The sequence below is a fragment of the Pseudomonas gingeri genome, from assembly GCF_013385635.1.
Taxonomy (GTDB): domain Bacteria; phylum Pseudomonadota; class Gammaproteobacteria; order Pseudomonadales; family Pseudomonadaceae; genus Aquipseudomonas; species Aquipseudomonas gingeri_A.
The window spans coordinates 334,412-359,118 of the sequence record NZ_JACAPR010000008.1 but is presented as its reverse complement, the minus strand read 5'-3'; the positions used below and the strand labels follow the sequence as shown (position 1 = coordinate 359,118).

At 63.4% G+C, this 24,707-nt stretch carries 24 protein-coding genes; 17 read left to right on the top strand and 7 right to left on the bottom strand.

Translation table 11 applies throughout. The annotated features are described in order from the left end of the window. The first annotated feature begins 310 nt into the window (after window positions 1-310). A complete protein-coding gene (locus tag HX851_RS38035; RefSeq protein ID WP_177057303.1) occupies window positions 311-1,033 on the top strand; it encodes a winged helix-turn-helix domain-containing protein in 723 nt (240 codons plus the stop codon). Further along, the gene (locus tag HX851_RS38030; RefSeq protein WP_177057302.1) at window positions 1,030-2,637 is read left to right on the top strand and encodes an ATP-binding protein; all 1,608 of its coding nucleotides are present in this window, start codon (window positions 1,030-1,032) and stop codon (window positions 2,635-2,637) included. Before HX851_RS38035 ends, HX851_RS38030 begins: the two co-directional genes overlap by 4 nt. Window positions 2,638-2,647: 10 nt before the next feature. Here HX851_RS38030 and HX851_RS38025 read toward each other — a convergent pair whose 3' ends face one another. Next, window positions 2,648-3,373 carry a 4'-phosphopantetheinyl transferase family protein gene (locus tag HX851_RS38025; protein ID WP_177057315.1) on the bottom strand — a complete coding sequence of 242 codons (726 nt, stop codon included), beginning with the start codon at window positions 3,371-3,373 and terminating at the stop codon, window positions 2,648-2,650. 223 nt (window positions 3,374-3,596) lie between these two features. On the opposite strand from HX851_RS38025, the gene HX851_RS38020 reads away from it, so the two are divergent. Beyond that, window positions 3,597-4,274 carry a response regulator gene (locus HX851_RS38020; protein WP_177057301.1) on the top strand — a complete coding sequence of 226 codons (678 nt, stop codon included), beginning with the start codon at window positions 3,597-3,599 and terminating at the stop codon, window positions 4,272-4,274. Beyond that, window positions 4,271-5,620 (top strand): ATP-binding protein, encoded by a 1,350-nt coding sequence (locus HX851_RS38015; protein WP_177057300.1) that lies wholly within the window; start codon window positions 4,271-4,273, stop codon window positions 5,618-5,620. Before HX851_RS38020 ends, HX851_RS38015 begins: the two co-directional genes overlap by 4 nt. Window positions 5,621-5,624: 4 nt before the next feature. Here the strand turns inward: HX851_RS38015 and HX851_RS38010 are convergent, their stop codons facing one another. Continuing rightward, window positions 5,625-6,623 (bottom strand): AraC family transcriptional regulator, encoded by a 999-nt coding sequence (locus tag HX851_RS38010; protein WP_177064655.1) that lies wholly within the window; start codon window positions 6,621-6,623, stop codon window positions 5,625-5,627. 49 nt (window positions 6,624-6,672) lie between these two features. On the opposite strand from HX851_RS38010, the gene HX851_RS38005 reads away from it, so the two are divergent. The 3 genes from HX851_RS38005 to HX851_RS37995 all read left to right on the top strand — a co-directional run bounded on the left by HX851_RS38005 (window position 6,673) and on the right by HX851_RS37995 (window position 9,632). Beyond that, on the top strand, window positions 6,673-6,945 hold the full coding sequence (locus HX851_RS38005; RefSeq protein ID WP_177057298.1) for a hypothetical protein: 273 nt from the start codon (window positions 6,673-6,675) through the stop codon (window positions 6,943-6,945). A gap of 11 nt (window positions 6,946-6,956) precedes the next feature. Next, window positions 6,957-8,288 (top strand): dicarboxylate/amino acid:cation symporter, encoded by a 1,332-nt coding sequence (locus HX851_RS38000; protein ID WP_017124013.1) that lies wholly within the window; start codon window positions 6,957-6,959, stop codon window positions 8,286-8,288. A gap of 162 nt (window positions 8,289-8,450) precedes the next feature. After that, entirely contained in the window at window positions 8,451-9,632 is a 1,182-nt protein-coding gene (locus HX851_RS37995; protein WP_177064657.1) for a CaiB/BaiF CoA transferase family protein, read from the top strand. 193 nt (window positions 9,633-9,825) lie between these two features. Here HX851_RS37995 and HX851_RS37990 read toward each other — a convergent pair whose 3' ends face one another. Both HX851_RS37990 and HX851_RS37985 read right to left on the bottom strand, forming a co-directional pair. Continuing rightward, complete coding sequence (locus tag HX851_RS37990; RefSeq protein ID WP_177057296.1) at window positions 9,826-10,320, bottom strand: SprT family zinc-dependent metalloprotease; 495 nt, start codon at window positions 10,318-10,320, stop codon at window positions 9,826-9,828. A gap of 130 nt (window positions 10,321-10,450) precedes the next feature. Then, complete coding sequence (locus tag HX851_RS37985; RefSeq protein ID WP_017124010.1) at window positions 10,451-11,053, bottom strand: Yip1 family protein; 603 nt, start codon at window positions 11,051-11,053, stop codon at window positions 10,451-10,453. Window positions 11,054-11,368: 315 nt separating this feature from the next. Between HX851_RS37985 and ttcA the strand changes: the two genes are divergently transcribed. After that, window positions 11,369-12,193 (top strand): tRNA 2-thiocytidine(32) synthetase TtcA, encoded by an 825-nt coding sequence (gene ttcA, locus HX851_RS37980; protein WP_177064659.1) that lies wholly within the window; start codon window positions 11,369-11,371, stop codon window positions 12,191-12,193. A gap of 10 nt (window positions 12,194-12,203) precedes the next feature. Then, window positions 12,204-12,875, top strand: a complete 672-nt coding sequence (locus HX851_RS37975; protein ID WP_177057294.1) for a DNA-3-methyladenine glycosylase I — start codon at window positions 12,204-12,206, stop codon at window positions 12,873-12,875. A 45-nt stretch (window positions 12,876-12,920) separates the two neighbouring features. Here the strand turns inward: HX851_RS37975 and HX851_RS37970 are convergent, their stop codons facing one another. Further along, window positions 12,921-13,811 (bottom strand): LysR substrate-binding domain-containing protein, encoded by an 891-nt coding sequence (locus tag HX851_RS37970; protein ID WP_177057293.1) that lies wholly within the window; start codon window positions 13,809-13,811, stop codon window positions 12,921-12,923. 142 nt (window positions 13,812-13,953) lie between these two features. Here HX851_RS37970 and HX851_RS37965 point away from each other — a divergent pair, with 142 nt between their 5' ends. From HX851_RS37965 to HX851_RS37940, 6 genes are all read left to right on the top strand, one after another. Next, window positions 13,954-15,591, top strand: coding sequence for a 5-guanidino-2-oxopentanoate decarboxylase (locus tag HX851_RS37965; RefSeq protein ID WP_177057292.1), 1,638 nt, complete (start codon window positions 13,954-13,956; stop codon window positions 15,589-15,591). 11 nt (window positions 15,592-15,602) lie between these two features. After that, entirely contained in the window at window positions 15,603-17,039 is a 1,437-nt protein-coding gene (locus tag HX851_RS37960; protein WP_177057291.1) for an aldehyde dehydrogenase family protein, read from the top strand. 367 nt (window positions 17,040-17,406) lie between these two features. Further along, window positions 17,407-18,510, top strand: coding sequence for an ABC transporter substrate-binding protein (locus tag HX851_RS37955; protein ID WP_177064661.1), 1,104 nt, complete (start codon window positions 17,407-17,409; stop codon window positions 18,508-18,510). Window positions 18,511-18,710: 200 nt separating this feature from the next. Continuing rightward, window positions 18,711-19,619 carry an ABC transporter permease gene (locus tag HX851_RS37950; RefSeq protein WP_177057289.1) on the top strand — a complete coding sequence of 303 codons (909 nt, stop codon included), beginning with the start codon at window positions 18,711-18,713 and terminating at the stop codon, window positions 19,617-19,619. Next, window positions 19,616-20,464, top strand: coding sequence for an ABC transporter permease (locus HX851_RS37945; RefSeq protein ID WP_177057288.1), 849 nt, complete (start codon window positions 19,616-19,618; stop codon window positions 20,462-20,464). Before HX851_RS37950 ends, HX851_RS37945 begins: the two co-directional genes overlap by 4 nt. An 18-nt stretch (window positions 20,465-20,482) precedes the next feature. Continuing rightward, window positions 20,483-21,547: an ABC transporter ATP-binding protein gene (locus HX851_RS37940; RefSeq protein ID WP_177057287.1), complete on the top strand. Its 1,065-nt coding sequence runs from the start codon at window positions 20,483-20,485 to the stop codon at window positions 21,545-21,547. On the opposite strand, the gene HX851_RS37935 is transcribed toward HX851_RS37940, so the two are convergent. Beyond that, window positions 21,544-22,473 carry an AraC family transcriptional regulator gene (locus HX851_RS37935; RefSeq protein ID WP_177057286.1) on the bottom strand — a complete coding sequence of 310 codons (930 nt, stop codon included), beginning with the start codon at window positions 22,471-22,473 and terminating at the stop codon, window positions 21,544-21,546. The genes HX851_RS37940 and HX851_RS37935 overlap by 4 nt on opposite strands. A gap of 347 nt (window positions 22,474-22,820) precedes the next feature. Here HX851_RS37935 and HX851_RS37930 point away from each other — a divergent pair, with 347 nt between their 5' ends. Continuing rightward, window positions 22,821-23,186: an antibiotic biosynthesis monooxygenase family protein gene (locus tag HX851_RS37930; RefSeq protein WP_177057285.1), complete on the top strand. Its 366-nt coding sequence runs from the start codon at window positions 22,821-22,823 to the stop codon at window positions 23,184-23,186. 40 nt (window positions 23,187-23,226) lie between these two features. Beyond that, complete coding sequence (locus HX851_RS37925; protein WP_177057284.1) at window positions 23,227-23,478, top strand: hypothetical protein; 252 nt, start codon at window positions 23,227-23,229, stop codon at window positions 23,476-23,478. A gap of 171 nt (window positions 23,479-23,649) precedes the next feature. Here HX851_RS37925 and HX851_RS37920 read toward each other — a convergent pair whose 3' ends face one another. Next, entirely contained in the window at window positions 23,650-24,273 is a 624-nt protein-coding gene (locus tag HX851_RS37920) for a flavin reductase family protein (RefSeq protein WP_177064663.1), read from the bottom strand. Between the last annotated feature and the right edge of the window lie 434 nt (window positions 24,274-24,707).

The following is a 24,707-nucleotide window of genomic DNA, read 5'->3' as shown; positions in this document are numbered from 1 at the left end:
AACGTGCTACCTGTGGATAAAACTGTGCGTAATTTGTGTATGAAAGCCTGAAAGCGCGTGTAGGCCGCGGCAGCACTGGACCGGACCGTTTGTCACTGTTTTTTACCTCCCGGAGCGGGCCGGGACGGATTTTTGCGGGCGCGAACCCTATCACAGAAAATGCCCGTCACCGAGTGCAAATCCTGGCGTGTGTGCTATTGCCGCACCGTTGCTACAATCGGCCGATCGCATACTTTCATTATCCGCTGCCATCATGACAAAAAGACGAGCGGACCCTTTCCCAACCGAGATTTGCAAGCAGAGGTAACCCGTGGAGCAAGAGGCCTGGCAGGTATTGATAGTCGAGGATGACGAGCGTCTGGCCGAGCTGACCCGCGAGTACCTGGAAGGCAATGGCCTGCGGGTCTCCATAGAAGGCAATGGCGCCCTGGCGGCCGAGCGGATCGTGCGCGAGCAGCCGGACCTGGTGATTCTCGACCTGATGCTGCCCGGCGAGGATGGCCTGAGCATCTGCCGCAAGGTCCGCGATGTGTATGACGGCGCGATCCTCATGCTCACGGCACGCACCGACGACCTCGATCAGATCCAGGGCCTGGACCTGGGGGCCGATGACTATGTGTGCAAACCCGTGCGTCCGCGCCTGTTGCTGGCGCGCATCCAGGCCTTGCTGCGCCGCAGCGAGCCGGCTGAAGTCGTTCCCCCGCAAGTGCGGCGCCTGCAGTTCGGGCCGCTGGTGATCGATGACGCCTTGCGCGAAGCCTGGCTGAACGAGGCGGGTATCGAACTGACCAGCGCCGAATTCGATCTGCTCTGGCTGCTGGTGGCCAATGCCGGGCGGATCCTCTCCCGGGAAGAGATCTTCACGGCCCTGCGGGGAATCGGCTACGACGGCCAGGACCGCTCCATCGATGTGCGCATCTCGCGCATCCGCCCGAAGATCGGCGATGACCCCGAGCATCCGCGGTTGATCAAGACCATCCGCAGCAAGGGTTACCTGTTCGTGCCCGAAGCGGCGGCAGACCTGGCGCCGTGAATTCGATCTTCCTGCGCATCTACGGCGGCATGTGCGCGGCCCTGGTGCTGGTGGCCTTGCTCGGGGTGCTGGCGTTGCACCTGCTCAATGAGGTGCGTGGCGAGCAGTACCGCGAGCGGCTGGCCCACGGGACCTTTTCGCTGATGGCCGACAACCTGCAGCCCATGGCCGATATCGAGCGTCGTCGGGCCCTGGCGGTGTGGGAACGCCTGCTGGGGATTCCGCTGTCGTTGCAATCGATCGGCGAGGCCCATCTCGATCTCGGCCAGCGCACCCGGGTGCTGCGGGGCCAGGCCCTGGTGGTGCAGAGCGGACCTTATGCCGCGCGGGTCTATCGCCTGGTCAGTGACGAGCAGCAACTGCTGCTGGCCGGGGATGTGCAGCAGATCAGCGAGCAACTGGCACGAGCGACCATCTACCTGCTGGCCGATGAGCTGGTGCGTTATCCGGTGGCCGAGCAGCCGGCCCGACTGGCCGCGCTGAAGCATGACAAGGGCTTCGGCTTCGACATGCGCCTGGTCACCCTCGAACAGGCGGACATGGACGAGGACCAGCGCCGGCGCATCACCGAAGGCGATACGGTCATGGCATTGGGCAAGGGCGGCGACTCGATCCGGGTGTTTGCCGGCGTGGCGGGAACTCCCTGGGTCCTGGAAATCGGCCCGCTGTACCAGATGAACCCGTACCCGCCCCAGTGGCTGGTGCTGATCGCCGTGCTGGGGCTGAGCCTGATCGGCCTGATCGTCTACCTGCTGGTCCGTCAGTTGGAGCGCCGCCTGCGTGGCCTCGCGTCGGCCGCCACACGGCTCGCCCAGGGCAGCCTGGAGACCCGTGTGCCGGCCGGTGGGGCGGACTCCATCGGGCGCCTGGCCGGCGCTTTCAACGACATGGCCGAGCACTTGCAGCGCTCGCTGATGATCCAGCGCGAACTGGTGCGGGCGGTGTCCCACGAACTGCGCACGCCCGTGGCACGCCTGCGTTTCGGCCTGGAGATGATCGGTGACGCGACCACCGCGCAGGCCCGCAACAAGTATATGGAAGGCATGGACAACGATATCCAGGACCTCGACCGCCTGGTGGACGAGATGCTGACCTATGCACGGCTGGAGCAGGGCTCGCCGGCGCTGAACTTCCAGCGGATCGATCTCGATGCCCTGGTCAACCAGGTGATCGGCGAACTGGCGCCGTTGCGGGCGGATGTGCGGGTTTCGCGGGGTATCTGCCTGTCGGCGGCCGACTGTGACGATGCCTGGGTCGAGGCGGAGCCGCGTTACCTGCACCGTGCCTTGCAGAACCTGGTCAGCAACGCCATGCGGCATGCCCAGTCACATGTGACCATCAGCTATCAGGTCGGTCAGCTGCGCTGTCGAGTGGATGTCGAGGATGACGGCCCCGGTGTGCCGGAAAGTGCCTGGGAGCGTATCTTCACGCCGTTCATGCGCCTGGACGACAGCCGTACGCGAGCCTCGGGCGGCCATGGCCTGGGGCTGTCCATCGTGCGGCGGATCATTCACTGGCACGACGGACGTGCCTTGATCGGCAAGAGCAAGAATCTCGGCGGAGCCTGCTTCAGCCTCAGTTGGCCGCGACATCAAGAGAAGTAGGCGGCGGGTCTCAGGCCGGGATGCTGACCAGGCTCAGCAGGTGCCCGTCCCGCAGGCCGAACTGTGCCTGCAACTCGACGCCATGGTGCCATTCGCCGGACAGGTCGGTCAGCAGGCGCAGGCGTACATGGCCCTGCTCATCCCATTCCAGCACCTCGGCATGCTCGAAATAGAAGCGTTTGTGCACCAGCGGGTAGAGGGCCTTGAACAGGCTTTCCTTGACGGAAAAGGTCAAGGTTACCCGCAGGGCGATCTGCTCCACGGGGCCTGCGGCCATGCGCTGCAGCTCGTCAGGAACGAGGATTTCCCCGGCCAGGCGCTCGGCGCGCTCGTGGGACAGCAGGTTTTCCAGGTCCATGCCCAGGCCGCGCCAGTGTCGCTTGTCGGCAACGATGGCCGCCGCGCGACCGCTGCTGTGGGTGATCGAGCCGCAGGCATGCTCGGGCCAGACGGGGGCACGGTCTTCGCCGATCGGCGGTACGCAATCGGTGCCGTCCAGTTGTCGCAGGGCGGCGCGGGCGCAGAGGCGTCCGGCGAGAAACTCAGCCTGGCGCTTGGCGACCGAGCGCTGGATGCTCGCCGGCGCTTCGATCCGGCTACGCTGGAAATCGTCCGGGGCCAGTTGGCCCGGGTTGAAGTGGGTGCCCAGCAGCACGCTATGCGGCACGGCCACGGGGAGCGGCCAATGTTCGTCGAGCGGTGTGCAGCAGGCGGGGAGAGCGGGGAGCGGGTTCATACCGGGCATTTTGCCGGGTCCGGCCCGGACTGGGTAGGGGCGGATCCGATTCAGGTGCGGTTCAGCCTGTGTTCAGGGGGAGTTCAGGGCCACTTGGGTACTCTGTATCGGTGATGATGCGCCGGGTCTGCAGCCGCTGGTTTGCCGTATCTTTTACGAAACACTTTGGCCGAACTGAGTTACCGTTATTGGTGAGGCGATGCCCGGATCGTTGGAGATCGTTATGAAGTTGCTGGTGGTAGAAGATGAGGCGCTGTTGCGCCATCACTTGCAGACCCGATTGACCGACAGCGGCCATGTGGTCGAGTCGGTCGGCAATGCCGAAGAGGCGTTGTACCAGACCGAACAGTTCAACCATGACCTGGCGGTGATCGACCTTGGCCTGCCGGGCATGGGCGGGCTGGACCTGATCCGCCAGTTGCGTGCGCGCGGCAAGGTGTTTCCGATCCTGATCCTGACCGCCCGCGGCAACTGGCAGGACAAGGTCGAGGGCCTGGCTGCCGGTGCCGACGACTATGTGGTCAAGCCTTTCCAATTCGAGGAGCTGGAGGCGCGGATGAATGCCCTGCTGCGACGCTCCAGCGGCTTCACCCAGTCGACGATCACCGCCGGGCCGCTGCTGCTGGACCTCAATCGCAAGCAGGCGTCCCTCGATGACCAGCCCCTGGCACTGACCGCCTACGAATACCGGATCCTCGAGTACCTGATGCGCCATCACCAGCAGGTGGTCGCCAAGGATCGCCTGATGGAGCAGTTGTACCCGGACGACGACGAGCGTGATCCGAACGTGATCGAAGTGCTGGTCGGGCGTCTGCGGCGCAAGCTGGAAGGTCCCGTAGGCTTCAAGCCGATCGATACCGTGCGTGGCCTGGGCTACCTGTTCAACGAGCGCTGCCGGTGATTCGTTCGCTACGGGTGCGGCTGATGCTGGCCGCCACGACCCTGGCGATTCTGTTCATGCTGGCACTGCTGCCGGCGATGCAGGGGGCTTTCAGCCTGGCGCTGCAGGACTCCATCGAGCAACGCCTGGCCTCGGACGTCACCACGCTGATTTCCGCGGCACGGGTGGATAACAAGAAACAGCTGCAGATGCCCGAGCTGCTTCCCGACGAACAATTCAACCTGCCGGACAGCCGCCTGCTCGGCTATATCTTCGACCGCGACGGCCGGCTGGTCTGGCGCTCGCGGGCCACCCAGGAAGAAAACATCAACTACAAGCCGCGTTATGATGGGCGTGGCAACGAGTTCGCGAAGATTCGCGAGGACAACGGCCACGAGTTCTTTGTCTATGACGTCGAGGTCAAGCTGCTCGGTGGCAAGAGCGCGGCCTACAGTTTTGTCGCCCTGCAACCGATGCGCGAATACAAGATGACCCTCGCCGGTTTGCGCGAGAAGCTCTACCTGGGCTTCGGCGCGGCGCTGTCGGTGTTGTTGGCGCTGCTCTGGATCGGCCTGACCTGGGGCCTGCGGGCATTGCGACGCCTGAGCCAGGAACTGGACCAGATTGAAAGCGGCGAACTGCAAAGCCTCAGTGAAGAGCACCCGCGCGAACTGCTGCGCCTGACCGGTTCCCTCAACCGCCTGCTGCACAGCGAGCGCGAACAGCGCAGCCGCTACCGCGACTCCCTGGATGACCTGGCCCACAGCCTGAAGACCCCGCTGGCGGTCTTGCAGGGCGTCAGCGAAGGCATGGCCCAGCGCCCGCAGGATCGCGACCAGGCGTGGATCCTGCAAAGCCAGATCGAGCGCATGAACCAGCAGATCAGTTACCAGTTGCAGCGTGCCAGCCTGCGCAAGAGCGGCCTGGTCCGGCACCAGGTCGAGCTGCGCCCGGTGCTCGAAAGCCTGTGCAACACCCTGGACAAGGTCTATCGCGACAAGCAGGTGCGGGTGGCTATCGATGTGCCCGAGTTCAGCCATGTGCCGATCGAGCAGGGCGCCTTGCTGGAACTGCTCGGCAACCTGCTGGAAAATGCCTATCGGCTGTGCCTGAGCCAGATCCGCATCAGCCTGCGCCGTGGCTTGCAGGGCATCGAGGTGTATGTCGAGGATGACGGTCCCGGTGTGCCTCCGGACCAGCGCGCGCGGATTCTCCAGCGTGGCGAACGTCTTGACCGCCAGCACCCGGGGCAGGGTATCGGCCTGGCGGTGGTCAAGGACATCATCGAAAGCTATGACGCCGAACTGACCCTGGGAGACTCGTCCCTGGGGGGCGCGTCATTCCGTATCCATTTCCCGGCGCCTTGAGCCCCTACAACTCCCGGGCGCGATAGGCGCCCGGTGTCAGTCCCGTCCACTTCTTGAACGCCCGGTGAAACGCCGAGGGTTCGGAGAAACCCAACTGCTCGGCGATCTGTTGCAATGACAGCTCGCTGCGTCCCAGGTGGTAGATGGCGATATCCCGCCGCAGCTGATCCTTGAGCTCCTGGAAGCTCGTGCCTTCCTCGCGCAGGTGCCGACGCAGGGTCTGTGCGCTGATGTGCAGGTGCTGGGCCACGGCCTCCAGGTCGGGCCAGCGACTGGCATCGCGGCTGAGCAGGCGGCGCAACTGGCTGCTCAGGCTGTCGCCATCGTCGGGGCGGGCCAGCAGGTCGGCCGGTGCCCGGCCAAGAAACTGCTTGAGGGTCCGTTCGTCCTGCAACAGCGGCATGCCCAGGTAACGGCTGCTGAACAGCAGGCTGGTGCGGGGCGCCGAAAACTCCAGGGGGCAGGGAAACAGCAGGTCGTACTCGTTGGCGTGCTCGGGACGCGGGTAGTCGAACGTGGCCTGTTCCAGGCGGATGCGCTGGCCGATCAGCCAACTGCCGAGGCGGTGCCAGATCACCAGCAGGCATTCACAGAGAAAATGATCCGGGTCCCACAGGTTCGAGGTATAGAGTATCAGACGGGCCTTGTCGCCTTCGCGGACCAGGCTCAGGTGCGGCGCATCGGCAAACAGCCCGTAGAACAACAGACCGCGATTCAAGGCTTTTTCCAGGCTGGCGCAATGGATCAGCGCGTGGCACATCATGGCGAAGGTGCCACGCTGGCAGCGGCCCTGGCCGAAACCCAGGTACTCGTCGTCCAGTTCCAGCCACAGGCCTTGCAGCAGTTGGGTGAACTGCTCCGGAGCCAGGCGTGCCTTCGGTTCGCTCAGCAGTTCGGGGGCGATTCCCAGTCGTTGCAGCAACCCCGAACAGGCATGGCCCCGCCGTCGCGCGCCTTCCAGGGCGGCGTGGGCGAAGTGACTGGCGATGCTGCGTTCTCGCATGGGGCGGTCCCGTCCATTGAATGGCCGATCTTAGCCAGGGAGTTGCGCCATGAACAAGGCGGATATCCGCCAAAATCGACGCCTGTCAGTGGTGGAAGGGCGGAAATCCGCCATCTATGCTGTAAGGGCTGGCCGACAGAAAATCCGTGAAGGGCTGATGGCTAAAGGCTTTGTCGGAGTTTTCCGAAAGTGGCACGGGCTTTGCGATAGGCGAGAGGTCTGCCCCACGCAGTTCGACAAACAACAAATCCCTCCAGTGCAGGAGGGTTCGTGCTTCAGGTTGTGCATCTGTCAGATGGATGACAGCTGTGTGATCTCTTGAGGAACTTTGCAATGACGACTCGTCAGCCACTGTACAAATCCCTGTATTTCCAGGTAGTCGTAGCGATCGCTATCGGCATCCTGCTCGGCCATTTCTACCCACAGACCGGCGTTGCCCTCAAGCCACTGGGTGACGGTTTCATCAAACTGATCAAAATGGTCATCGCCCCGATCATTTTCTGCACCGTGGTCAGCGGTATCGCTGGCATGCAAAGCATGAAATCGGTCGGCAAGACCGGCGGCTACGCCTTGCTGTACTTCGAAATCGTCTCGACCATCGCGCTGCTGATCGGTCTGGTCGTGGTCAACGTGATCCAGCCGGGCAACGGCATGCACATCGACGTCGCCACCCTGGATGCCTCGAAAGTCGCTGCCTACGTTTCCGCTGGCGCAGACCAGAGCATCGTCGGCTTCATCTTGAACGTGATCCCGGCCACCATCGTCGGCGCGTTCGCCAACGGCGACATCCTGCAAGTGCTGATGTTCTCGGTGATCTTCGGTTTCGCCCTGCATCGCCTGGGTGCCTACGGCAAGCCGGTGCTGGACTTCATCGATCGTTTCGCCCACGTGATGTTCAACATCATCAACATGATCATGAAACTGGCGCCACTGGGTGCGCTGGGTGCCATGGCCTTCACCATCGGTGCCTACGGCGTGGGTTCCCTGGTGCAACTCGGCCAGCTGATGATCTGCTTCTACATCACCTGCATCCTGTTCGTGGTGGTCGTGCTGGGCGCCATCTGCCGCGCACACGGCTTCAGCGTCCTGAAGCTGGTTCGCTACATCCGTGAAGAGCTGCTGATCGTACTGGGTACTTCCTCGTCGGAATCGGCCCTGCCACGCATGCTGATCAAGATGGAACGCCTGGGCGCGAAGAAGTCGGTCGTCGGCCTGGTGATCCCAACCGGTTACTCCTTCAACCTCGACGGTACCTCGATCTACCTGACCATGGCGGCCGTGTTCATCGCCCAGGCGACCGACACCCACATGGACATCACCCACCAGATCACCCTGCTGCTGGTGCTGCTGCTGTCCTCCAAGGGCGCTGCGGGCGTGACCGGTAGTGGTTTCATCGTTCTGGCCGCCACCCTGTCCGCCGTCGGCCACCTGCCGGTTGCCGGCCTGGCGCTGATCCTCGGTATCGACCGCTTCATGTCCGAAGCCCGCGCGCTGACCAACCTGGTCGGTAACGCCGTGGCGACCGTGGTCGTGGCCAAGTGGGTCAAGGAGCTGGACGAAGACAAGCTGCACGCGGAACTGGCTTCCGGCGGTCGTGGCATTGAAGACGAGCGTGTGCTGGACGACCTGGGTGTGGCCGAAGGCCAGGCACCAAGCGTCAAGTAAGATCGCCTGCTGAATGAAAAAACCCATCTTCGGATGGGTTTTTTTATGCCTCTGCACAGGTTCCCTGAGCGTTTGCGTCAGGGCAACCGAGCGTTGCGGTAATTGCCGCATGGCGGTGGGCTGCCTACTCTGGAGAGTATCGACCTGGATTACGGAGCGCCCATGCAAGGTCCGCTGGCATCATTGAAGGTTCTGGATTTCTCGACATTGCTCCCGGGGCCATTCGCCTCGTTGCTGCTGGCGGACATGGGCGCCGAAGTGCTGCGTATCGAATCGCCCAGCCGCCTGGACCTGCTGCGGGTGCTGCCGCCCCATGACCAGGGCACTTCCGCCGCCCATGCCTACCTCAATCGCAACAAGCGCAGCCTGGCCCTGGACCTGAAGCAGCCCGAGGCCGTGGCGATCGTGCATCAACTGGTGCGCGAGCATGACATCCTGCTGGAGCAGTTCCGTCCCGGTGTCATGGATCGGCTGGGCCTGGGTTATGAAACCCTGAAGACCGTCAATCCACGCCTGATCTATGTGGCGATCACCGGCTACGGCCAGACCGGCCCCTACCGTGACCGTGCCGGGCACGACATCAATTACCTGGCACTGTCGGGCCTGGCCAGCTACACCGGGCGCCAGGATGGCGGGCCGTTGCCGCTGGCAATGCAGGTGGCGGATGTGGCGGGCGGTTCGTTGCACGGGGTGATCGGCCTGCTGGCGGCGGTGATCGCCCGGCAGCAGACGGGGCTCGGGCAGTATGTCGATGTCAGCATGACCGATTGCGCATTCAGCCTGAATGCCTTGTCCGGCGCCGGCTTCCTGGCCTGTGGCGTGGAGCCCGGGCGCGAGGATCAGATGCTCAATGGCGGCAGCTTCTACGACTACTACCGTACTCGCGAGGGCCGCTGGTTTGCCGTGGGCAGCCTGGAGCCGAATTTCATGCGCTCGTTATGTGTCGCGCTGGGGCGACCGGAGCTGATTCACCAGGGCCTGTCGTCGGATCCCGGGCAGCAGCGGCGGCTCAAGCAGGAACTGCAGATAGAGTTCGAAAAGCACGACCATGAAGCGTTATGCGTGCTGTTTGCCGGTATCGATGCCTGTGTCGAGCCGGTCCTCGGCCTGGCCGAAGCGGTCGAGCATCCGCAATTGAAGGCCCGTGAAGTAGTGGTCCAGGTGCCCCGTGGCGATGGCGGCAGCCAGGCGCAGATGGCCTGTCCGCTGAAGTTCTCCGAGGGATTGCCGGCGCCCCGGCATATTGGTGCGCAACTGGGCGAGCATGGTGAAGAGGTGTTGCGCGAGCTGGGCTACAGCCGTGAGCGGATTGCCGAACTGTGCACCGCTGGTGTGATTGGCTGAGCACAACTGTAGGCGCCGGCTTCTACAGGGGGGCGTCTGGGGACGGCGATCGTTCCCACGCTCCGCGTGGTAACGCCGCTATGGATGCTCTGCGTCCGCTTCTTTGACGCAGAGCGTCACGGGCTGCATGCCCACGCTGGAGCGTGGGAATGATCATGACGGGGCTCATCGCAGGGAGCGTGTCGTCTGGAGTTTATTCGGTGCGGGTTTCGCCGCTGAACACCAGCGTATGTCGGCAACGTCGGCACAGGTAGCGCCGGCCCTGGCTCACCATTCGGTGCCGCTGGGCCGAGAACGGGAAGTCGCTGTCGGCACAGGGGCAGCGGTAGATATAGCGTGTGACGTTGCGCCGCTGGACCTCATAGGTATGGCAGCGGTTGGGCGGCAACTCGTAGACCCCGCGCATGATCAGCTGCCATTCCTCGCCATGGGGCTGGATACGGTCACCGAACAGTTGATGGGCGATCAGGTGCGCGACTTCGTGGGGGACGGTCTGGCGCAGGAAGTCTTCGCTGTTCTCCCGGTACAGCTGCGGATTGAAGCGCAGCAGGTTTTCGTGCAAGTGCGCGACACCGGCTTTCTGGCCGCGCAGCTTGAGGCTGACGATCGGGCGTTTGAAAGGTCGTTTGAAAAAGGATTCGGCTTGTTGGAAACAGTCTTCGACGCGGGTGTTGAGTTGCTCGGGCATGCTGTACGTCTCTCCAGAGACGTCGAGTATGCCGCAAACCCCGGCGATTCCGAATCCGTCAGGCGCCGAATGGTCATGCTGCAATAAAGAGGCCGCCTTGCGGCGGCCTGTGTCGGCAGGTTTCTGGTTATCAGTTGGTATAGACCGGGCCGACTCCCAGGCCCCAGACAATCACGGTAAAGGCCATGATCGCCACCAGTACGACCAGCCCAACGGCCAGTACCGAACTGGAGAACAGGAAACCTTCATCCGAAGGTATGTTCATGAACGTCGGCAAGCCGACATACAGCAGGTAGACGGTGTAGCAGATGGCGGCCGTGCCGACGATCATGCCCAGCCACATATGCGGGTATAACGCCGCAAGGCCACCGACGAACAGCGGCGTGGCGGTATAGGTGGCGAATGCCACGCAGCGCGCCAGGCTGGGGTTGGCATCGTAGGTGCGGGCCATCCAGTGAATGAAGGCGCCCATCACCGCCACGCCGCCGAGCATGGCGATATAGGACATGAGGGTCATCCAGATCGCGCTTTCCTGGGTCAGCATGACCGGCGCCCGGTTGCCGATGACCCAGCCGACCTGTGTGGTGCCGATAAAGGCGGAAACCGCGGGGATCGCGGCAAGGATCAGGGTGTGGGTGAGGTACATGTGGCCGATGCTTTCCTCGGCGTCGCCACGGATTTCCCGCCATTCCTGATCAGGGTGTGTGAACAGTCCCACGACGTGATGGATCATGTCAGTCACTCCTTTTGTTATTACCGTCGCCCCCCAGCGGAGCGCCTACTGGCCAAGAGGCCAAAGTAATCAGAGGTCTGGATATGTATGCGACCTTATGTCGCAGTATAGAGAGGGCTGAGGCCAATGAATCCGGGGCTTTAGAGCAAATCGCACTGTCTGGAGGCGTTGTAATCGCGTTGTAGCATTTGCATCGGGCTTATGTGGCCACACAGTTTTTGTGTGAGCGGGCTTGTGTGGGAGTGGGCTGCTCTCCCACAAGGATTATGCGTAAAATAGCCGCCTTTTCGACACACCTCGCGGATTTCAAGGGCTATGGGCACTCTTTCGGTCAATCAGAACAAACTGCAGAAACGCCTCCGCCGTCTGGCGGGAGAGGCGGTCGCCGACTTCAACATGATCGAGGACGGCGACAAGGTCATGGTCTGCCTGTCGGGTGGCAAGGACAGCTACACCATGCTCGACGTTCTGATGCACCTGCAGAAAGTGGCGCCGATCAAGTTCGATATCGTTGCCGTGAACATGGACCAGAAGCAGCCCGGCTTCCCCGAGCACGTATTACCCGCCTACCTGAAAGAGCTGGGCGTGGAATACCACATCGTCGAGAAAGACACCTACTCGGTGGTCAAGGAACTGATCCCGGAAGGCAAGACCACCTGCTCGCTGTGCTCGCGCCTGCGTCGTGGCACCTTGTACACCTTCGCCGACGAGATCGGTGCGACCAAGATGGCCCTGGGTCACCACCGTGACGATATCGTCGAGACCTTCTTCCTCAATATGTTCTACAACGGTTCGCTCAAGGCCATGCCGCCCAAGCTGCGCGCGGATGACGGACGCAACGTGGTGATCCGGCCGCTGGCGTACTGCAATGAGAAGGACATCCAGGCCTACTCGGACCTCAAGCAGTTCCCGATCATTCCGTGCAATCTCTGCGGCTCCCAGGAAAACCTGCAGCGCCAGGTGGTCAAGGAGATGTTGCAGGAGTGGGAGCGCAAGACCCCGGGCCGCACCGAGAGCATTTTCCGCGGCTTGCAGAACGTCATCCCTTCGCAGCTGGCCGACCGCAACCTGTTCGATTTCACCAACCTGCGTATCGACGAAACGGCCGCCTCGCGCTTCGTCAATGTCGTGAATCTCTGAAGGAAGCGGCATGCGCGACTACAAATGGCTGCACGAGTACTGCCTGAACCGCTTCGGTTCGGCGGCGGCCCTGGAGGCCGAGTTGCCCGAGCCGTGCACCGCGGCACAACTGCGTCAGCTGGGTGACGATCGCTACCTGTCGATGATTGCCCTGCGGGTCTTTCGCGCCGGTCTCAAGCACAGCCTGGTGGATGCCAAGTGGCCGGTCTTCGAGCAGGTGTTCTTCGGTTTCGATCCGGAGAAAGTGGTGCTGATGGGCGCCGAACACCTGGAGCGGTTGATGCAGGATGCGCGGATCATCCGCCACCTGGGCAAACTCAAGAGCGTGCCACGCAATGCGCAGATGGTGCTGGACGTGGCCAGGGAGAAAGGCAGCTTCGGCAACCTGATCGCCGACTGGCCGGTGACCGAAATCACCGGGCTGTGGAAATACCTGGCCAAGCACGGGCATCAGTTGGGCGGGCTGTCGGCACCGCGTCTGCTGCGGATGGTGGGCAAGGACACCTTCGTGCCGAGTTATGACGTGGTGGCGGCGCTCAATGCGCAGAAGATCGTCGACAAGGTACCGACCAGCCTGCGCGACCTGGCAATCGTCCAGGACGCCTTCAACCAGTGGCATGTCGAGAGCGGGCGACCGATGTGCCAGCTGTCGATGATGCTGGCGTTTACCGTCAACCATTGAGCAGCGGCAACTGGCGAGCGGGTTCCGGCAGGCTCTGCCAGGTTCTCAGGGGGCGGAGCGCGCCGCCGCCTGCGCCACCAGCCACTCCGTCAATTCCCGCAACTGTGGCGCCGTCCCGGCCCGCTCCGGGTAGACCAGGTAGTACGCCTGCCCGGTGCGCACGCGCAAATCGAACGGCATGACTAGCCGCCCGGCGCTCAGGTCCTCGCCGATCAACGCCCAATCGCCAATCGCCACGCCGGTGCCCTGGGAGGCCACGCTCATCGCCAGGTCCAGGGTGTCGAAATGCTGTCCCTTGCCGATATTGCTGACCCGCGCACCCGCCACCTTGAGCCAGGCTTCCCAGTCCCGCTGGTCGCGCGTGGGATGCAGGAGCATGTGCTGCTCAAGGTCGGCGAAGCTGTTCAAGGGCACCGGGCCATTTATCAGTTGGGGTGAGCAGACCGGTGTCAGTTGTTCGTCGAACAGATGGTGAGAGGCCACCGCAGGGCCCGGTGCCGCGCCATAGACCACGGCGGCATCGAATTCCTCCCGGCGGAAATCCACGGCGTGCTGCACCGTGGTGGTCAGCTCCACGGGCACGTCCGGGCGCTCCTTCTGCCATTGCAACAGGCGTGGCAGCAGCCAGCGCATCATGCAGGTCGGGGCCTTGAGTTGCAGGGCTTCGCGGCGGGCGCCGACCTGATCCACCGCTTCGTCGATCAGGTTGAACACCTGCTGGATCCGTGGAAACAGCTCGCGACCCTGGGCGGTCAGGCTCAGGCCGCGTGCCTGGCGCTGGAACAGCGCATAGCCCAGGTGGCTTTCCAGTCCGGCGATCTGCCGGCTCACCGCGCCCTGGGTGATGTGCAGCAACTCGGCCGCGCGCGTGAAGTTGCAGCACTGGGCGGTGACCAGGAAGGTATGCAGGGCGGGCAGCGGTGGTGGACGTTTCATGGCAGGGCAGCTCAGGCATGACGACAGGACATGCCTAGTATGACTATTTTTGCCTTGTGCCCGCCATCGGCCAAACGCTCCAATAACCCTATCGCCGTGCTCATCGACAGCATGGCTTATACGAACAAGAAGGGTGGAACTGATGGCGACGTGCGGCGAAGTATTGGTCAAGTTACTGGAAGGCTACGGGGTCGAGCAGGTGTTCGGCATCCCCGGCGTGCATACCGTGGAATTGTATCGTGGCCTGGCGTCGTCGAGCATCGAGCACGTCACCCCGCGTCACGAGCAGGGCGCCGGTTTCATGGCCGACGGTTATGCCCGGACCAGCGGCAAGCCGGGGGTGTGTTTCATCATCACCGGCCCCGGAATGACCAATATCACCACGGCGATGGGCCAGGCCTATGCCGATTCGATCCCTATGCTGGTGATCTCCAGCGTCCAGTCGCGCAGTCAACTGGGGGGCGGGCGCGGCAAGCTGCATGAATTGCCGAACCAGGGCGCCCTGGTGGCGGGGGTGGCGGCGTTCTCCCATACGCTGATGTCGGCGGCCGAACTGCCGGCGGTGCTGGCCCGCGCCTTTGCCTTGTTCCAGGCCGGGCGGCCGCGTCCGGTGCATATCGAGATTCCCCTCGATGTGCTGGTGGAAAATGCCGACGCTCTGCTCGATAGCCGGCCCGTGCGGATTACCCCCGCCGGCGCCGCTCCCGCGGCGATCTCGGACATGGCCGAACTGCTCGCCGGTGCGCGTCATCCGTTGATCCTTGCCGGTGGCGGCGCCATCGACGCGGCGGCCGCGCTGACCCGCCTGGCGGAACGGTTGCAGGCGCCGGTAGCCCTGACCATCAATGCCAAGGGCATGCTGCCGTCGCGCCATCCGCTGCTGATCGGCTCGACCCAATCCATGGTCGCCACCCGCGCCCTGGTGGCCGATGCCGACGTGGTCCTGGCCATCGGCACCGAGTTGGCGGAAACCGACTACGACATCACCTTTGCCGGCGGCTTCGAGATTCCCGGTACCCTGCTGCGTATCGATATCGACCCGGACCAGACTGTACGCAACTATTCGCCCAAGGTCGCGCTGGTGTCCGACTCGCGCACGGCGGCCGAGGCGCTGCTGGCGGCTGTCGAAGGCCTGGTCCTGGCTGAACGCCAGGGCGATTGGGGCGCGCAACGCACGGCGGCCTTGCGCGCCGAACTGGACGGCCTCTGGGATGCGTCGACCCGTGCCCAGACGCAATTCCTCAACACCGTTCTCGAGGTGCTGCCCGAGGCGGTGCTGGTGGGCGACTCGACCCAACCGGTGTACACCGGCAACCTGACCCTGAACCCGGAGCACCCGCGCCGCTGGTTCAACTCATCCACCGGTTACGGCACCCTCGGTTATGCCTTGCCGGCAGCCATCGGCGCCTGGCTGGGCGGCGCCAGCGAGCGCAGCCAGCGGCCACCGGTGGTGTGCCTGATCGGTGACGGCGGTCTGCAGTTCACCCTGTCGGAACTGGCCTGCGCGGTGGAAGCGCGGACCCCGATCATCGTGCTGCTGTGGAATAACCAGGGTTACGAAGAGATCAAGAAGTACATGGTCAACCGCGCCATCACCCCGGTGGGCGTGGATATCTATACCCCGGACTTTATCGGCGTGGCCCGGGCCCTGGGGTGTGTGGCCGAGGCCGTCTCCGGCGTCGAGACCTTGCGTAGTGCCCTGGAGGCTGCCGCGGATCGCCAGGGACCGACCCTGATCGAAGTCGACCAGCGTCTGTGGATGGAAGGGGCGGCCTGGTGATGAAAGCGCACATGAATCAGGACGGTCTCTACATCGACGGCCAGTGGCGCTCCGGTAGCGAACAGCTGCGGGTGATCAATCCAGCCACCGAGGCCTTGCTCGGCAGTGTTTCCGGTGGCGATGAGCAGGCGGTGGAGCAGGCGGTAAGCGCGGCGAGCCGGGCTTTTGCCGGTTGGTCGGCGACCACCGGGACACAGCGTGGCGCGGTGTTGCGCAGGATTGCCGACGGCGTGCGCGAGCGCCGCGAAACCCTGGTCCACCTGCAATCGAGCAACAACGGCAAGCCGCTGTTCGAGGCCGCCATTGATGTCGATGATGTGATTGCCACCTTCGAGTATTACGCGGGCCTGGCCGAGACCCTCGACGTGCAGCAGGACAGAACGGTCGAGTTGCCCAGCGATGCCTTTGCCGCCCACGTGCGCCGCGAGCCGTGCGGAGTGGTGGGGCTGATCGTGCCGTGGAACTTCCCGATGGTCACCACCGCCTGGAAGCTGGCCCCGGCCCTGGCTGCCGGTTGCTGCGTGGTGCTCAAACCGTCGGAAGTCACACCGCTGCCGGAGCTCGAGCTGGCGGCGATCATCGCTGACAGCGGCTTGCCGGCCGGGGTCTTCAATCTGGTCTGCGGCACCGGCCTGGCCGTCGGCGCGCCATTGGCGGCCGATCCGCGGGTGGCGAAAATCTCCTTCACCGGCAGCAATGCGGTGGGTGTCCAGGTGATGCAGCGGGCGGCGGAAACCGTGAAGGGCGTGAGCCTGGAGCTGGGGGGCAAATCGGCGCTGCTGGTGATGGCCGATGCCGATCTCGATCTCGCGGTGGAGCTAGCCAGCGGTGGTGGCTTCTTCAATGCCGGGCAGATGTGTTCCGCCACCAGCCGGGTGCTGGTGGCGGAAGAGATCGCCGATGAGTTCCTGCAACGCCTGGCCGTACGGGCCGATGCCATTCGCGTGGCCGACCCGTTCGACCCCGAGGTGGAAATGGGCGCGCTGGTCAACCAGGCGCAATACCAGCGTGTGCTGGGCCATATCGACCGTGGCCTGAGTGTCGGCGCCCGGCTGGTCTGTGGCGGCGGACGTCCGCCGGAACTCGCGCGCGGCTATTTCTTGCGGCCGACGATCTTCACCGAAGTGCCCCTGGACAGTGCGTTGTGGCGTGAAGAGATTTTCGGCCCGGTGCTTTGCGTGCGCAGTTTCAGCAGCGAGACCGAGGCGCTGGCGCTGGCCAACGACAGTGAGTTCGGCCTGGTGGCCAGCGTGGTCAGCAGCAGTGACGAGACCGCCCAGCGGATCGCCAATGCCTTGCAGGCCGGGCTGGTGTGGATCAATGCGCCGCAGGTGATCTTCCCGCAGACCGCCTGGGGCGGCTACAAGCAGAGCAGCCTCGGCCGTGAGCTGGGGCCCTGGGGCCTGCAGGCCTTCCAGGAGCTCAAACACGTGATCCGCGCCCTGTAGGGCCGCGGACTTTAACGACACCGCACACCCTGTAGGAGCCGGCTTGCCGGCGATGGCGGCCGAATAGTCAGCGTAAGCCTCAAGGGCCTCATCGCCGGCAAGCCGGCTCCCACAGAGGGTTGTTGTGCCTGTGTGTTTTTGTGCCTCGACCTGGTCCTTGACAGGGCAACGCATGCCTCGAAATGAGGCATGCGCCGGGTGCATGGCTTCAATGACAAACTTTCGATTGTTGCCGGTTCCGGGCGACCTCAGGATGAACCCGCCGACTCAGCTACGACCCACGGTCCACGGGGGCTCCAGCGAGATCGAAGACCGGCGGAACGCGTTGCGACCGACCTCATACCTAAAAGAATAAAGGGAGTCCGAAATGGGCCAGCACGACCTGAACAGAAGGCAGTTCATCAAGACCGTGGGCGTCGCCTCGGTGGCCGCGGCCGCCATGAGCATGCCGTTTATCCGGGCCAATGCCAGCGACACCCGCTTCCAGGGCAAGACCCTGAAGCTGCTGACCTGGTCCGATGACACCGGCCTTGCCGCACTGCGCAATATCGCCGCGACCTTTGAGGCCAAGACCGGCGCCAAGGTGATCGCCGACCGCACCGGCAGTACCTCGGAAATGGTCGCCAAGCTCAAGGCCGGCGGTGATCGTCCGCAGTACGACATCATCACCCTGGCCGGTGTCGGCGCCGAAGGCCTGGCCGCTGCCGGGCTCCTGGAAAAGCCCGATCTGAACCGCATTCCCAACCTGGTCGACGTGCCGGAAAAATACCGTACCGGGGCCAACGGCCACGGCATCGGCTACCTGCTCTGGTGCAACAGCCTGGTCTACAGCACCCGCACCGTGAAGGACGCGCCGGACAGCTATGCGGCACTGTGGGACAAGGACTTCGCCAGCAACCTGTTCCTGCCGCCGCCGAACTGGACCGAGGCCATGGACCTGATCATCATCGCCGCCAAACTGGCCGGTGGTGACGAGCACAACATCGAGCCGGGCTTCAAGAAACTCGCCGAGCTCAAGGACCGCGTGGTCACCCTTGGGGAAAACCCCAACCAGATCGCCGAGCTGTTCCGCACCGGCTCGCTGGACCTGGGCGGTCTGTATGCCCCGGCGTTCTTTCCGAAGCAGATCCGTGATCCGGCCTACGGCCTGGGTGCCACGTTCGGCATGAAGGAAGGCTTCTACACCGACCTGATGCTCTCGGTGATGCCGAAGAATCGCCCTGGCGATACCGACCTGGCCTACGCCTTTATCAACCATTCGCTCGACCCGCTGGTGCAGGGCAAGATGGCCGAAGATATCTTCAACGGCCCGGTCAACGCCAAGGCGATCATCTCCGCCGAAGCGCGCAAGAGCCCATACATCCTGACGCCGGAACAGATCGCCGATAAGGCCATCATGCACGACAACGCCTTCCTGGCGACGGTGCATGACCAGTGGATCCGCCGGTATACGGAAATCTTTTCTTCCTGAGGTCCAGACGCAGGTTTCGTGCGGGTTTTGGACCCGTCGCGAAACCTGTGGGAGCCGGCTTGCCGGCGATGGCGGTGGTGAATATGACATCGCAATCGCCGGCAGGCCGGCTCCCACAAGGATTATGTCAATCCTGATGATCAGGTGCGTCCGCCAGACACCTGGCTTGTTGATGATTTCTCTCAGTCGAGACTCTTTCTATGGAACACCAACCTCTGACCCGGTCGGTCGGCGTGGCCCCGCCCCGCCCTCGAACAGGTATTTCGCCTACCGCCCGGGCCTGGCTCTTCCTCTCGCCGTCGATGCTGTTTCTTGCCGTGCTGATCCTTGCCAGCCTGCTGGTGCTGCGCATGAGCGTCGGCACCAAGGGCGCCGAATGGACCGGTTTCAGCCTCGCCAGCTATGCGCAGTTGCTGGAGCCCTACTACCTCAAGTCGCTGCTGCTGACCCTGCGCCTGGCGCTGTTCAGCGCCGTGATCGCGGTGCTGCTGGCGATCCCCGTGGCCTACACCATGTCGCGCCTGACCTCGCCGTTGCTGCGGCGGATCTTTCTCGCCGCGGTGCTCCTGCCGCTGCTGGTCAACCTGCTGCTGCAAAGCTACGGCTGGCTGGTGATCCTCGGCCCCGGCGGCATGCTCAACCAGGCGCTGCTGGGCCTGGGCCTGATCAAGCGTCCGATCATGCTGCTGTACAACCAGAACGGTGTATTGATGGGCCTGGTACAGACCGCCTTTCCCCTGGCGGTATTGCCGATCGCCAGTGCCATGCGGGGTGTCGCGCGCACCTACGAAGAGGCCGCCGCGACCCTTGGTGCGAGCCGCTTCCAGGTGTTTCGCCAGGTGGTCCTGCCCATGAGCCTGCCGGGCATCATCACCGGCGCGACCCTGGTGTTCGCCTACAACGCCAGCAGTTTTGTCGTGCCCTTGCTGCTGGGCGGTCGGCGCGTGCCGATGCTGGCGGTGATGGTCCATGACCAGATCGCCCCGCTGATGAACTGGCCGGCAGCCTCGGCGGCCGGTGTCGTGCTGATCATCACCACGCTGGCGATCATGACCCTGTCCGAATACGTCACCGGCCGTCGACGCCGGATGCTGGAGTCCTGCCAATGAGCCTGTTGTCGCGCCAACGCCTGTCGATCCTGCCGGGGGAGACCGGGCGCTTCGCCGGGATGCTTTCGGGGATCATTCTGTTTCTGGCGGTCCTGCCGATCCTGACCATGATCGTCATGTCGTTCAGCGGTGCCTCGAACCTCGACTTCCCGCCCAGCAGCTACAGTCTGCAATGGTATCGCGCGGCCTGGCAGACCATCGTCTCGCCGGATGCCAGCGATGTGCTGAGCCTGGGCAAGGCGATGACCACCAGCCTGCTGGTGGCCTGCCTGACCATGGTGTTGGCGACCCTGGTGGCGGTGCCCGCCGCCTATGCGCTGGTGCGCTGCGAGTTCCGCGGCAAGGCGGTGGCTCTGCAACTGATGTCCCTGCCCCTGGTGTTTCCGATGGTGGTGCTGGGGTTGGCGTTGCTGCTGGTGTTCGACAGCCTGCCGTTCCAGATGAGCTTCTCGCGGCTGGTCATCGCCCACGTGATCCTGGCCTTGCCCTTCGTGGTGAAGAACTGCACGGCGGCCATGCTGGCCATCGGCAGTGAAGTCGAGGAGGCCGCGCAGATGCTCGGTGCTTCGCCGCAGAGGGCTATCCTCGATGTGGTGGTGCCGTTGATGAAGTCGGGAATCCTCGCCGGAATGCTGCTGGCGTTCATCGTCTCGTTCAACGAATTCACCGTGACCTATTTCCTCTACACCATCGACGTGATGACGGTGCCGATCTGGATGTACAGCCGCACCGTTTCGTCCCTGGACCCCACTGTTTTCTCCTTTGCCGTGCTGATCGTGCTGATCGACTTCGTCCTGATCTGGGCGTTGGAGAAGCTGGTGGGCGAAGGCGGCGTTTCCTTCTGATTTCTTGAGGTAAGCAACATGACTGGACTGATTCTGGAAAACGTCGAAAAGCACTACGGCATGGCCTGCGCGGTGAAGGACGTCAATCTGCATCTGCCCGAGGGCAAGCTGGTGTGTTTCCTCGGCCCTTCGGGTTGCGGCAAGACCACCTTGCTGCGGATGATCGCCGGCCTCGAAACCCTCAGCGGCGGCGAGATCCGCCTGGACGGCGAGGACATCGGCCAGACGCCGGCACACCTGCGTAACTTCGGCATGGTGTTCCAGTCCCTGGCGCTGTTTCCCCATATGACCGTGGGCGAGAACATCGCCTATCCGCTGAAACTGCGCGGGGTCGGCAAGGCCGAGCAACAGACGCGGGTGGTCGAGTTGCTGCAACTGATTCAATTGAGCGAGATGATCGACCGGCCGGTATCCAAGCTCTCCGGCGGGCAGCGTCAACGGGTGGCGATTGCCCGGGCGATTGCCGCACGGCCAAAGATCCTGCTGCTGGATGAACCGCTGTCGGCGCTGGACGCCAAGTTGCGCGAATCGATGCAGGTGGAAATCCGCCAACTGCAACAGCGCCTGAACATCACCACCATCATGGTCACCCACGACCAGCGTGAAGCCATGACCATGGCCGATATCGTGGTGGTGCTGGGCGAGCATCGGGTGCAGCAGGTGGGCACGCCTATCGAGATCTATCGGCACCCGGCCAATGAGTTCGTCGCCGACTTTATCGGTTCGGGCAATATCTTTGCGGCCACCGTGCTGGGCGGCGGCCGGGTCGGCCTGCCGGGGGGCGAGAGCATCGAGGTGCCGGGCAGCGCCGGGCTCTCGGCCGGCAAGCAGGTGCGCATGCTGGTGCGTCCGGAAGACCTGCAACTGTCCGCGCCCGAGGCGACGCCGGGGAGCAATCGCCTGCTCGGCACGGTGACCTTCGTGCGGGATATCGGTTCGACGATTGAAACCATCGTCGAGTGTTCCGGCGTTTCGCTCACGGCGCTGAGCACGCCCTGCCAGGGCATCGGCCTGGACGTGGGGCATGCGGTTTCGGTGACGATTCCGGCCGAGGCCTGTCGGATGCTCGGGGCTGGCGCCTAGACGATCTGGCGCAGTCGCGCCAGATCGCGCAACGGTGGAGCCCCGAACAGCCGGCTGTATTCGCGGCTGAACTGCGAGGGGCTTTCATAACCGACCCGATACCCCGCCGCCGAGGCGTCCAACCCTTCGGCGAGCATCAACCGCCGGGCTTCCTGTAGCCGCAGCTGCTTCTGGTATTGCAGCGGGCTCATGGCGGTCATGGCCTTGAACCGATGGTGCAGGGTCGACACGCTGAGGTTGGCTTCCCGCGCCAGGTCGTCGATACGCAACGGCTGCTCGAAATTGCCGTTCAACCATTTGATCGCCTGGTTCACCCGGTGTCCCTGGCTGTTGGCGACGGCGATTTCATACAGGCGATAACCCTGCGGGCTGCGCAGCAGGCGATAGAGAATCTCCCGGCGGATCAGCGGCGCGAGCATGGGGATATCCTTCGGGCTGTCGATCAGCCGGGAGAGACGCAACAGCGCGTCGAACATCTGCGTATCCACGCGCTCGACATACAGTGCGAGTCCGGTCGGCCGGCTGGGCACGCCCATGGGACCGGCTTCGGCGATCAAGGCACTGATTTCGGCCGGGTCGATATCCAGGCGCAGGGACAGCAGCGGTTCTTCTGGCGAGACATTGATCACCCGACCGCTCATCGGCATGGAAACCGAGACCACCAGGTAGTTCAGCGGGTCATAGATAAAGTGATCGTCACCCAGGCGTACTTCCTTGCGGCCCTGGGCCATGACGCACAGCGCCGGTTGGGCGAGTACGGGGGCGAAGTCGTAGGGATGGCTGTGCCGGCCCAGTACCAATGAGCCGACCGCGGTCTGATAGCTGCCATCTTCGCCGGTGTGGCGACGAATGATATCGGCCAGTTCCAGGCGCTGCTTTTCCATCTCCGGGGGGATCGGTTCTTGCGGATGTACGGACAATGGCATGGAGAATCCCCTCGGAGAGTGTCACTTTCAACGGCTCATAGCTTAAGTTTGGGCAAGTCGGACCGCCAGCCGAATCCTGCGCAATTCTTGCCTGATCCTGCCTTGATCCTCTATGACAGCCAGATGACTGCCCGGCGAGAGGGGGGCGCTTGCTTAAAACTCTGAATCGTCTGGCACAGCAGAAGCGTGCGGTTGGCAGCGCCAACATCGCGCGCCGACAGGATTGTGCAAGAACCCGACAGGAATCGACTAACGACCTCTCGCCTGAAGCCTTAATCTCTGCTCCTGTCGCGGTCAGTCCCCCGGCTGATCGAGCGAGTACAACTATCTCTTCGGGAGAGCCGAGCATGTCCAAGCATATCCCCGTCAGTCATATGGCCTTTGTTCGCGCACGCCCAGGGCGTTCCGCCGAGCTGGGCTCGCGTCTGAGCAGCCTGATCGAACCTTCCCGCCAGGCCCCCGGCTGCCTGCAGTTTTCCCTGCAACACTCCCTGGCCGATGCCGATCTGTGGCTGGTATCCGGTTTCTGGGTCAACCAACCGGCGATGACCGCCTATTTCAACACCCCGGCGATGCAGGTCTTTGCCGAGCTGGTGCAGGACATGGTGGTCAACAGCCTCGACTTCCACACTTTCAGCGATGTGTCCGCGACCCGTGCCCAGTGCGATTTTCATTTGTCCAGCGCAGGTTCCCTGCAGAAGTTGGCCAGCTGACTTAGAATGCCGGCCGATCAATTGGCCGGGATGGACAGGCATGGCACGTAAAGAGTTTGCACAGTTCGAAGCAGTTTCAGCAGCAGTTCGCGGTGAGGCCGGTTATAGCGCAGCAATTGCGGTAAAGGCCCTGGGTGGTTTCGATGCCCCGCGTTTCCACAAAATCCTTGAAGACCAGACGTTCAAGACGGCTCTCGAAGCCGATCAGGCCGCCGAGCAGGCGTTGGCGCGGCTGATCGACGTCGATGCCGAGGGTGGGTTGTCCTGGGCTGTCGCTCAGGTTTGCAACTGATCCTCTGCTGGGCGCGGTCCTTGTAGGAGCCGGCTTGCCGGCGATAAGGGCCTTGAGCCCGGCGCCGCTTGTGCGGACGCCATCGCCGGCAAGCCGGCTCCCACAAGTTTGCGCCTCACTGCAAAAACGGCCAGCTCCAGGAGCGCGCGCTCTACCTTGATGGGCGGGGTCTTAGGTGCGTGGGCGGAACATTTTGAACAGGGCTTGCGGGCCCAACTGGAAATAGTCCGCCGGACCGCCGCCACGCAGGATCGGTTCGGCGGCGGCGGTGTCGTAGATGCCGTCCTTGAGCAGATGCCGGGCGATATGCACGGCAACCACTTCGCCGAGAATCAGCCAACTGGGTACCAGGGCCTGGTCGGCGCGTTGCAACTGGATGATCTGGGTGACCTTGCATTCGAAGGACACCGGGCTTTCCAGTACCCGCGGCACGCGAATGATCTTCGAGGCGGCGGGCGTCAGGCCGGCCAGCTCGAACTCGTTGACCGCGGCTGGCACGGCGGCACAGCTCTGGTTCATCGCCTCGGCCAATGGACGGGTGGCGAGGTTCCAGGCGAATTCGCCGGTCTGTTCGATATTGTTCAGGCTGTCTTTGCGGCCGACGCTGGAGAATCCGATGATCGGCGGGATGTAGTTGAAGGCGTTGAAAAAACTGTAGGGCGCCAGGTTCAGTCGACCTTCGGCGTCCTGCGAAGAAATCCAGCCGATGGGGCGCGGACCGACGATGGCGTTGAACGGATCGTGAGGCAGGCCGTGGCCGTTGGCGGGTTCGTAGCAGTGGATATCGTCGGACATGGTTCGGGTTCCGCGGGCTGGGTGGAAGTGCAGGTGAACAGTGTGCTGTACCGGGTTGTGAAATGCGATGGTCAGATGTCCGCGTACTTGTGGCGAGCGGGCTAACCCGCTCGCCACATGGACTTTGGATCGTTCCCACGCTCTGCGTGGGAATGCCTTTGGATCGTTCCCACGCTCTGCGTGGGAATGCCTTTCTGGACGCTCTGCGTCCGCTTCAAAAGCTTCGCGGCGGTGCGGCGATCCGACAAGCCTCACAGTGTCACGGGCTGCGTTCCTTTGCTGCGCCTGGGAACGATCATGTACGTGTACATTTCCTTTCCCCCAGAAACGACTAAGCCCGGCCGAAGCCGGGCTGTGATGCCTCCGCTATCCGTTAGCTGATGGCAGCAGCACCAGGGGTTTTGTCGAAGCCGTCAGCGGCAACGGCGTTGGCA

Bases quoted from the DNA above. Each gene is read 5' to 3' on its own strand.
- HX851_RS38025 (WP_177057315.1), bottom strand. From the start codon at position 3,373: ATGAACCCGCTCCCCGCTCTCCCCGCCTGCTGCACACCGCTCGACGAA.
- HX851_RS38020 (WP_177057301.1), top strand. From the start codon at position 3,597: ATGAAGTTGCTGGTGGTAGAAGATGAGGCGCTGTTGCGCCATCACTTG.
- HX851_RS38010 (WP_177064655.1), bottom strand. From the start codon at position 6,623: ATGCGAGAACGCAGCATCGCCAGTCACTTCGCCCACGCCGCCCTGGAA.
- HX851_RS38005 (WP_177057298.1), top strand. From the start codon at position 6,673: ATGAACAAGGCGGATATCCGCCAAAATCGACGCCTGTCAGTGGTGGAA.
- HX851_RS38000 (WP_017124013.1), top strand. From the start codon at position 6,957: ATGACGACTCGTCAGCCACTGTACAAATCCCTGTATTTCCAGGTAGTC.
- HX851_RS37995 (WP_177064657.1), top strand. From the start codon at position 8,451: ATGCAAGGTCCGCTGGCATCATTGAAGGTTCTGGATTTCTCGACATTG.
- HX851_RS37990 (WP_177057296.1), bottom strand. From the start codon at position 10,320: ATGCCCGAGCAACTCAACACCCGCGTCGAAGACTGTTTCCAACAAGCC.
- HX851_RS37985 (WP_017124010.1), bottom strand. From the start codon at position 11,053: ATGATCCATCACGTCGTGGGACTGTTCACACACCCTGATCAGGAATGG.
- ttcA (WP_177064659.1), top strand. From the start codon at position 11,369: ATGGGCACTCTTTCGGTCAATCAGAACAAACTGCAGAAACGCCTCCGC.
- HX851_RS37975 (WP_177057294.1), top strand. From the start codon at position 12,204: ATGCGCGACTACAAATGGCTGCACGAGTACTGCCTGAACCGCTTCGGT.
- HX851_RS37970 (WP_177057293.1), bottom strand. From the start codon at position 13,811: ATGAAACGTCCACCACCGCTGCCCGCCCTGCATACCTTCCTGGTCACC.
- HX851_RS37965 (WP_177057292.1), top strand. From the start codon at position 13,954: ATGGCGACGTGCGGCGAAGTATTGGTCAAGTTACTGGAAGGCTACGGG.
- HX851_RS37960 (WP_177057291.1), top strand. From the start codon at position 15,603: ATGAATCAGGACGGTCTCTACATCGACGGCCAGTGGCGCTCCGGTAGC.
- HX851_RS37955 (WP_177064661.1), top strand. From the start codon at position 17,407: ATGGGCCAGCACGACCTGAACAGAAGGCAGTTCATCAAGACCGTGGGC.
- HX851_RS37950 (WP_177057289.1), top strand. From the start codon at position 18,711: ATGGAACACCAACCTCTGACCCGGTCGGTCGGCGTGGCCCCGCCCCGC.
- HX851_RS37945 (WP_177057288.1), top strand. From the start codon at position 19,616: ATGAGCCTGTTGTCGCGCCAACGCCTGTCGATCCTGCCGGGGGAGACC.
- HX851_RS37940 (WP_177057287.1), top strand. From the start codon at position 20,483: ATGACTGGACTGATTCTGGAAAACGTCGAAAAGCACTACGGCATGGCC.
- HX851_RS37935 (WP_177057286.1), bottom strand. From the start codon at position 22,473: ATGCCATTGTCCGTACATCCGCAAGAACCGATCCCCCCGGAGATGGAA.
- HX851_RS37930 (WP_177057285.1), top strand. From the start codon at position 22,821: ATGTCCAAGCATATCCCCGTCAGTCATATGGCCTTTGTTCGCGCACGC.
- HX851_RS37925 (WP_177057284.1), top strand. From the start codon at position 23,227: ATGGCACGTAAAGAGTTTGCACAGTTCGAAGCAGTTTCAGCAGCAGTT.
- HX851_RS37920 (WP_177064663.1), bottom strand. From the start codon at position 24,273: ATGTCCGACGATATCCACTGCTACGAACCCGCCAACGGCCACGGCCTG.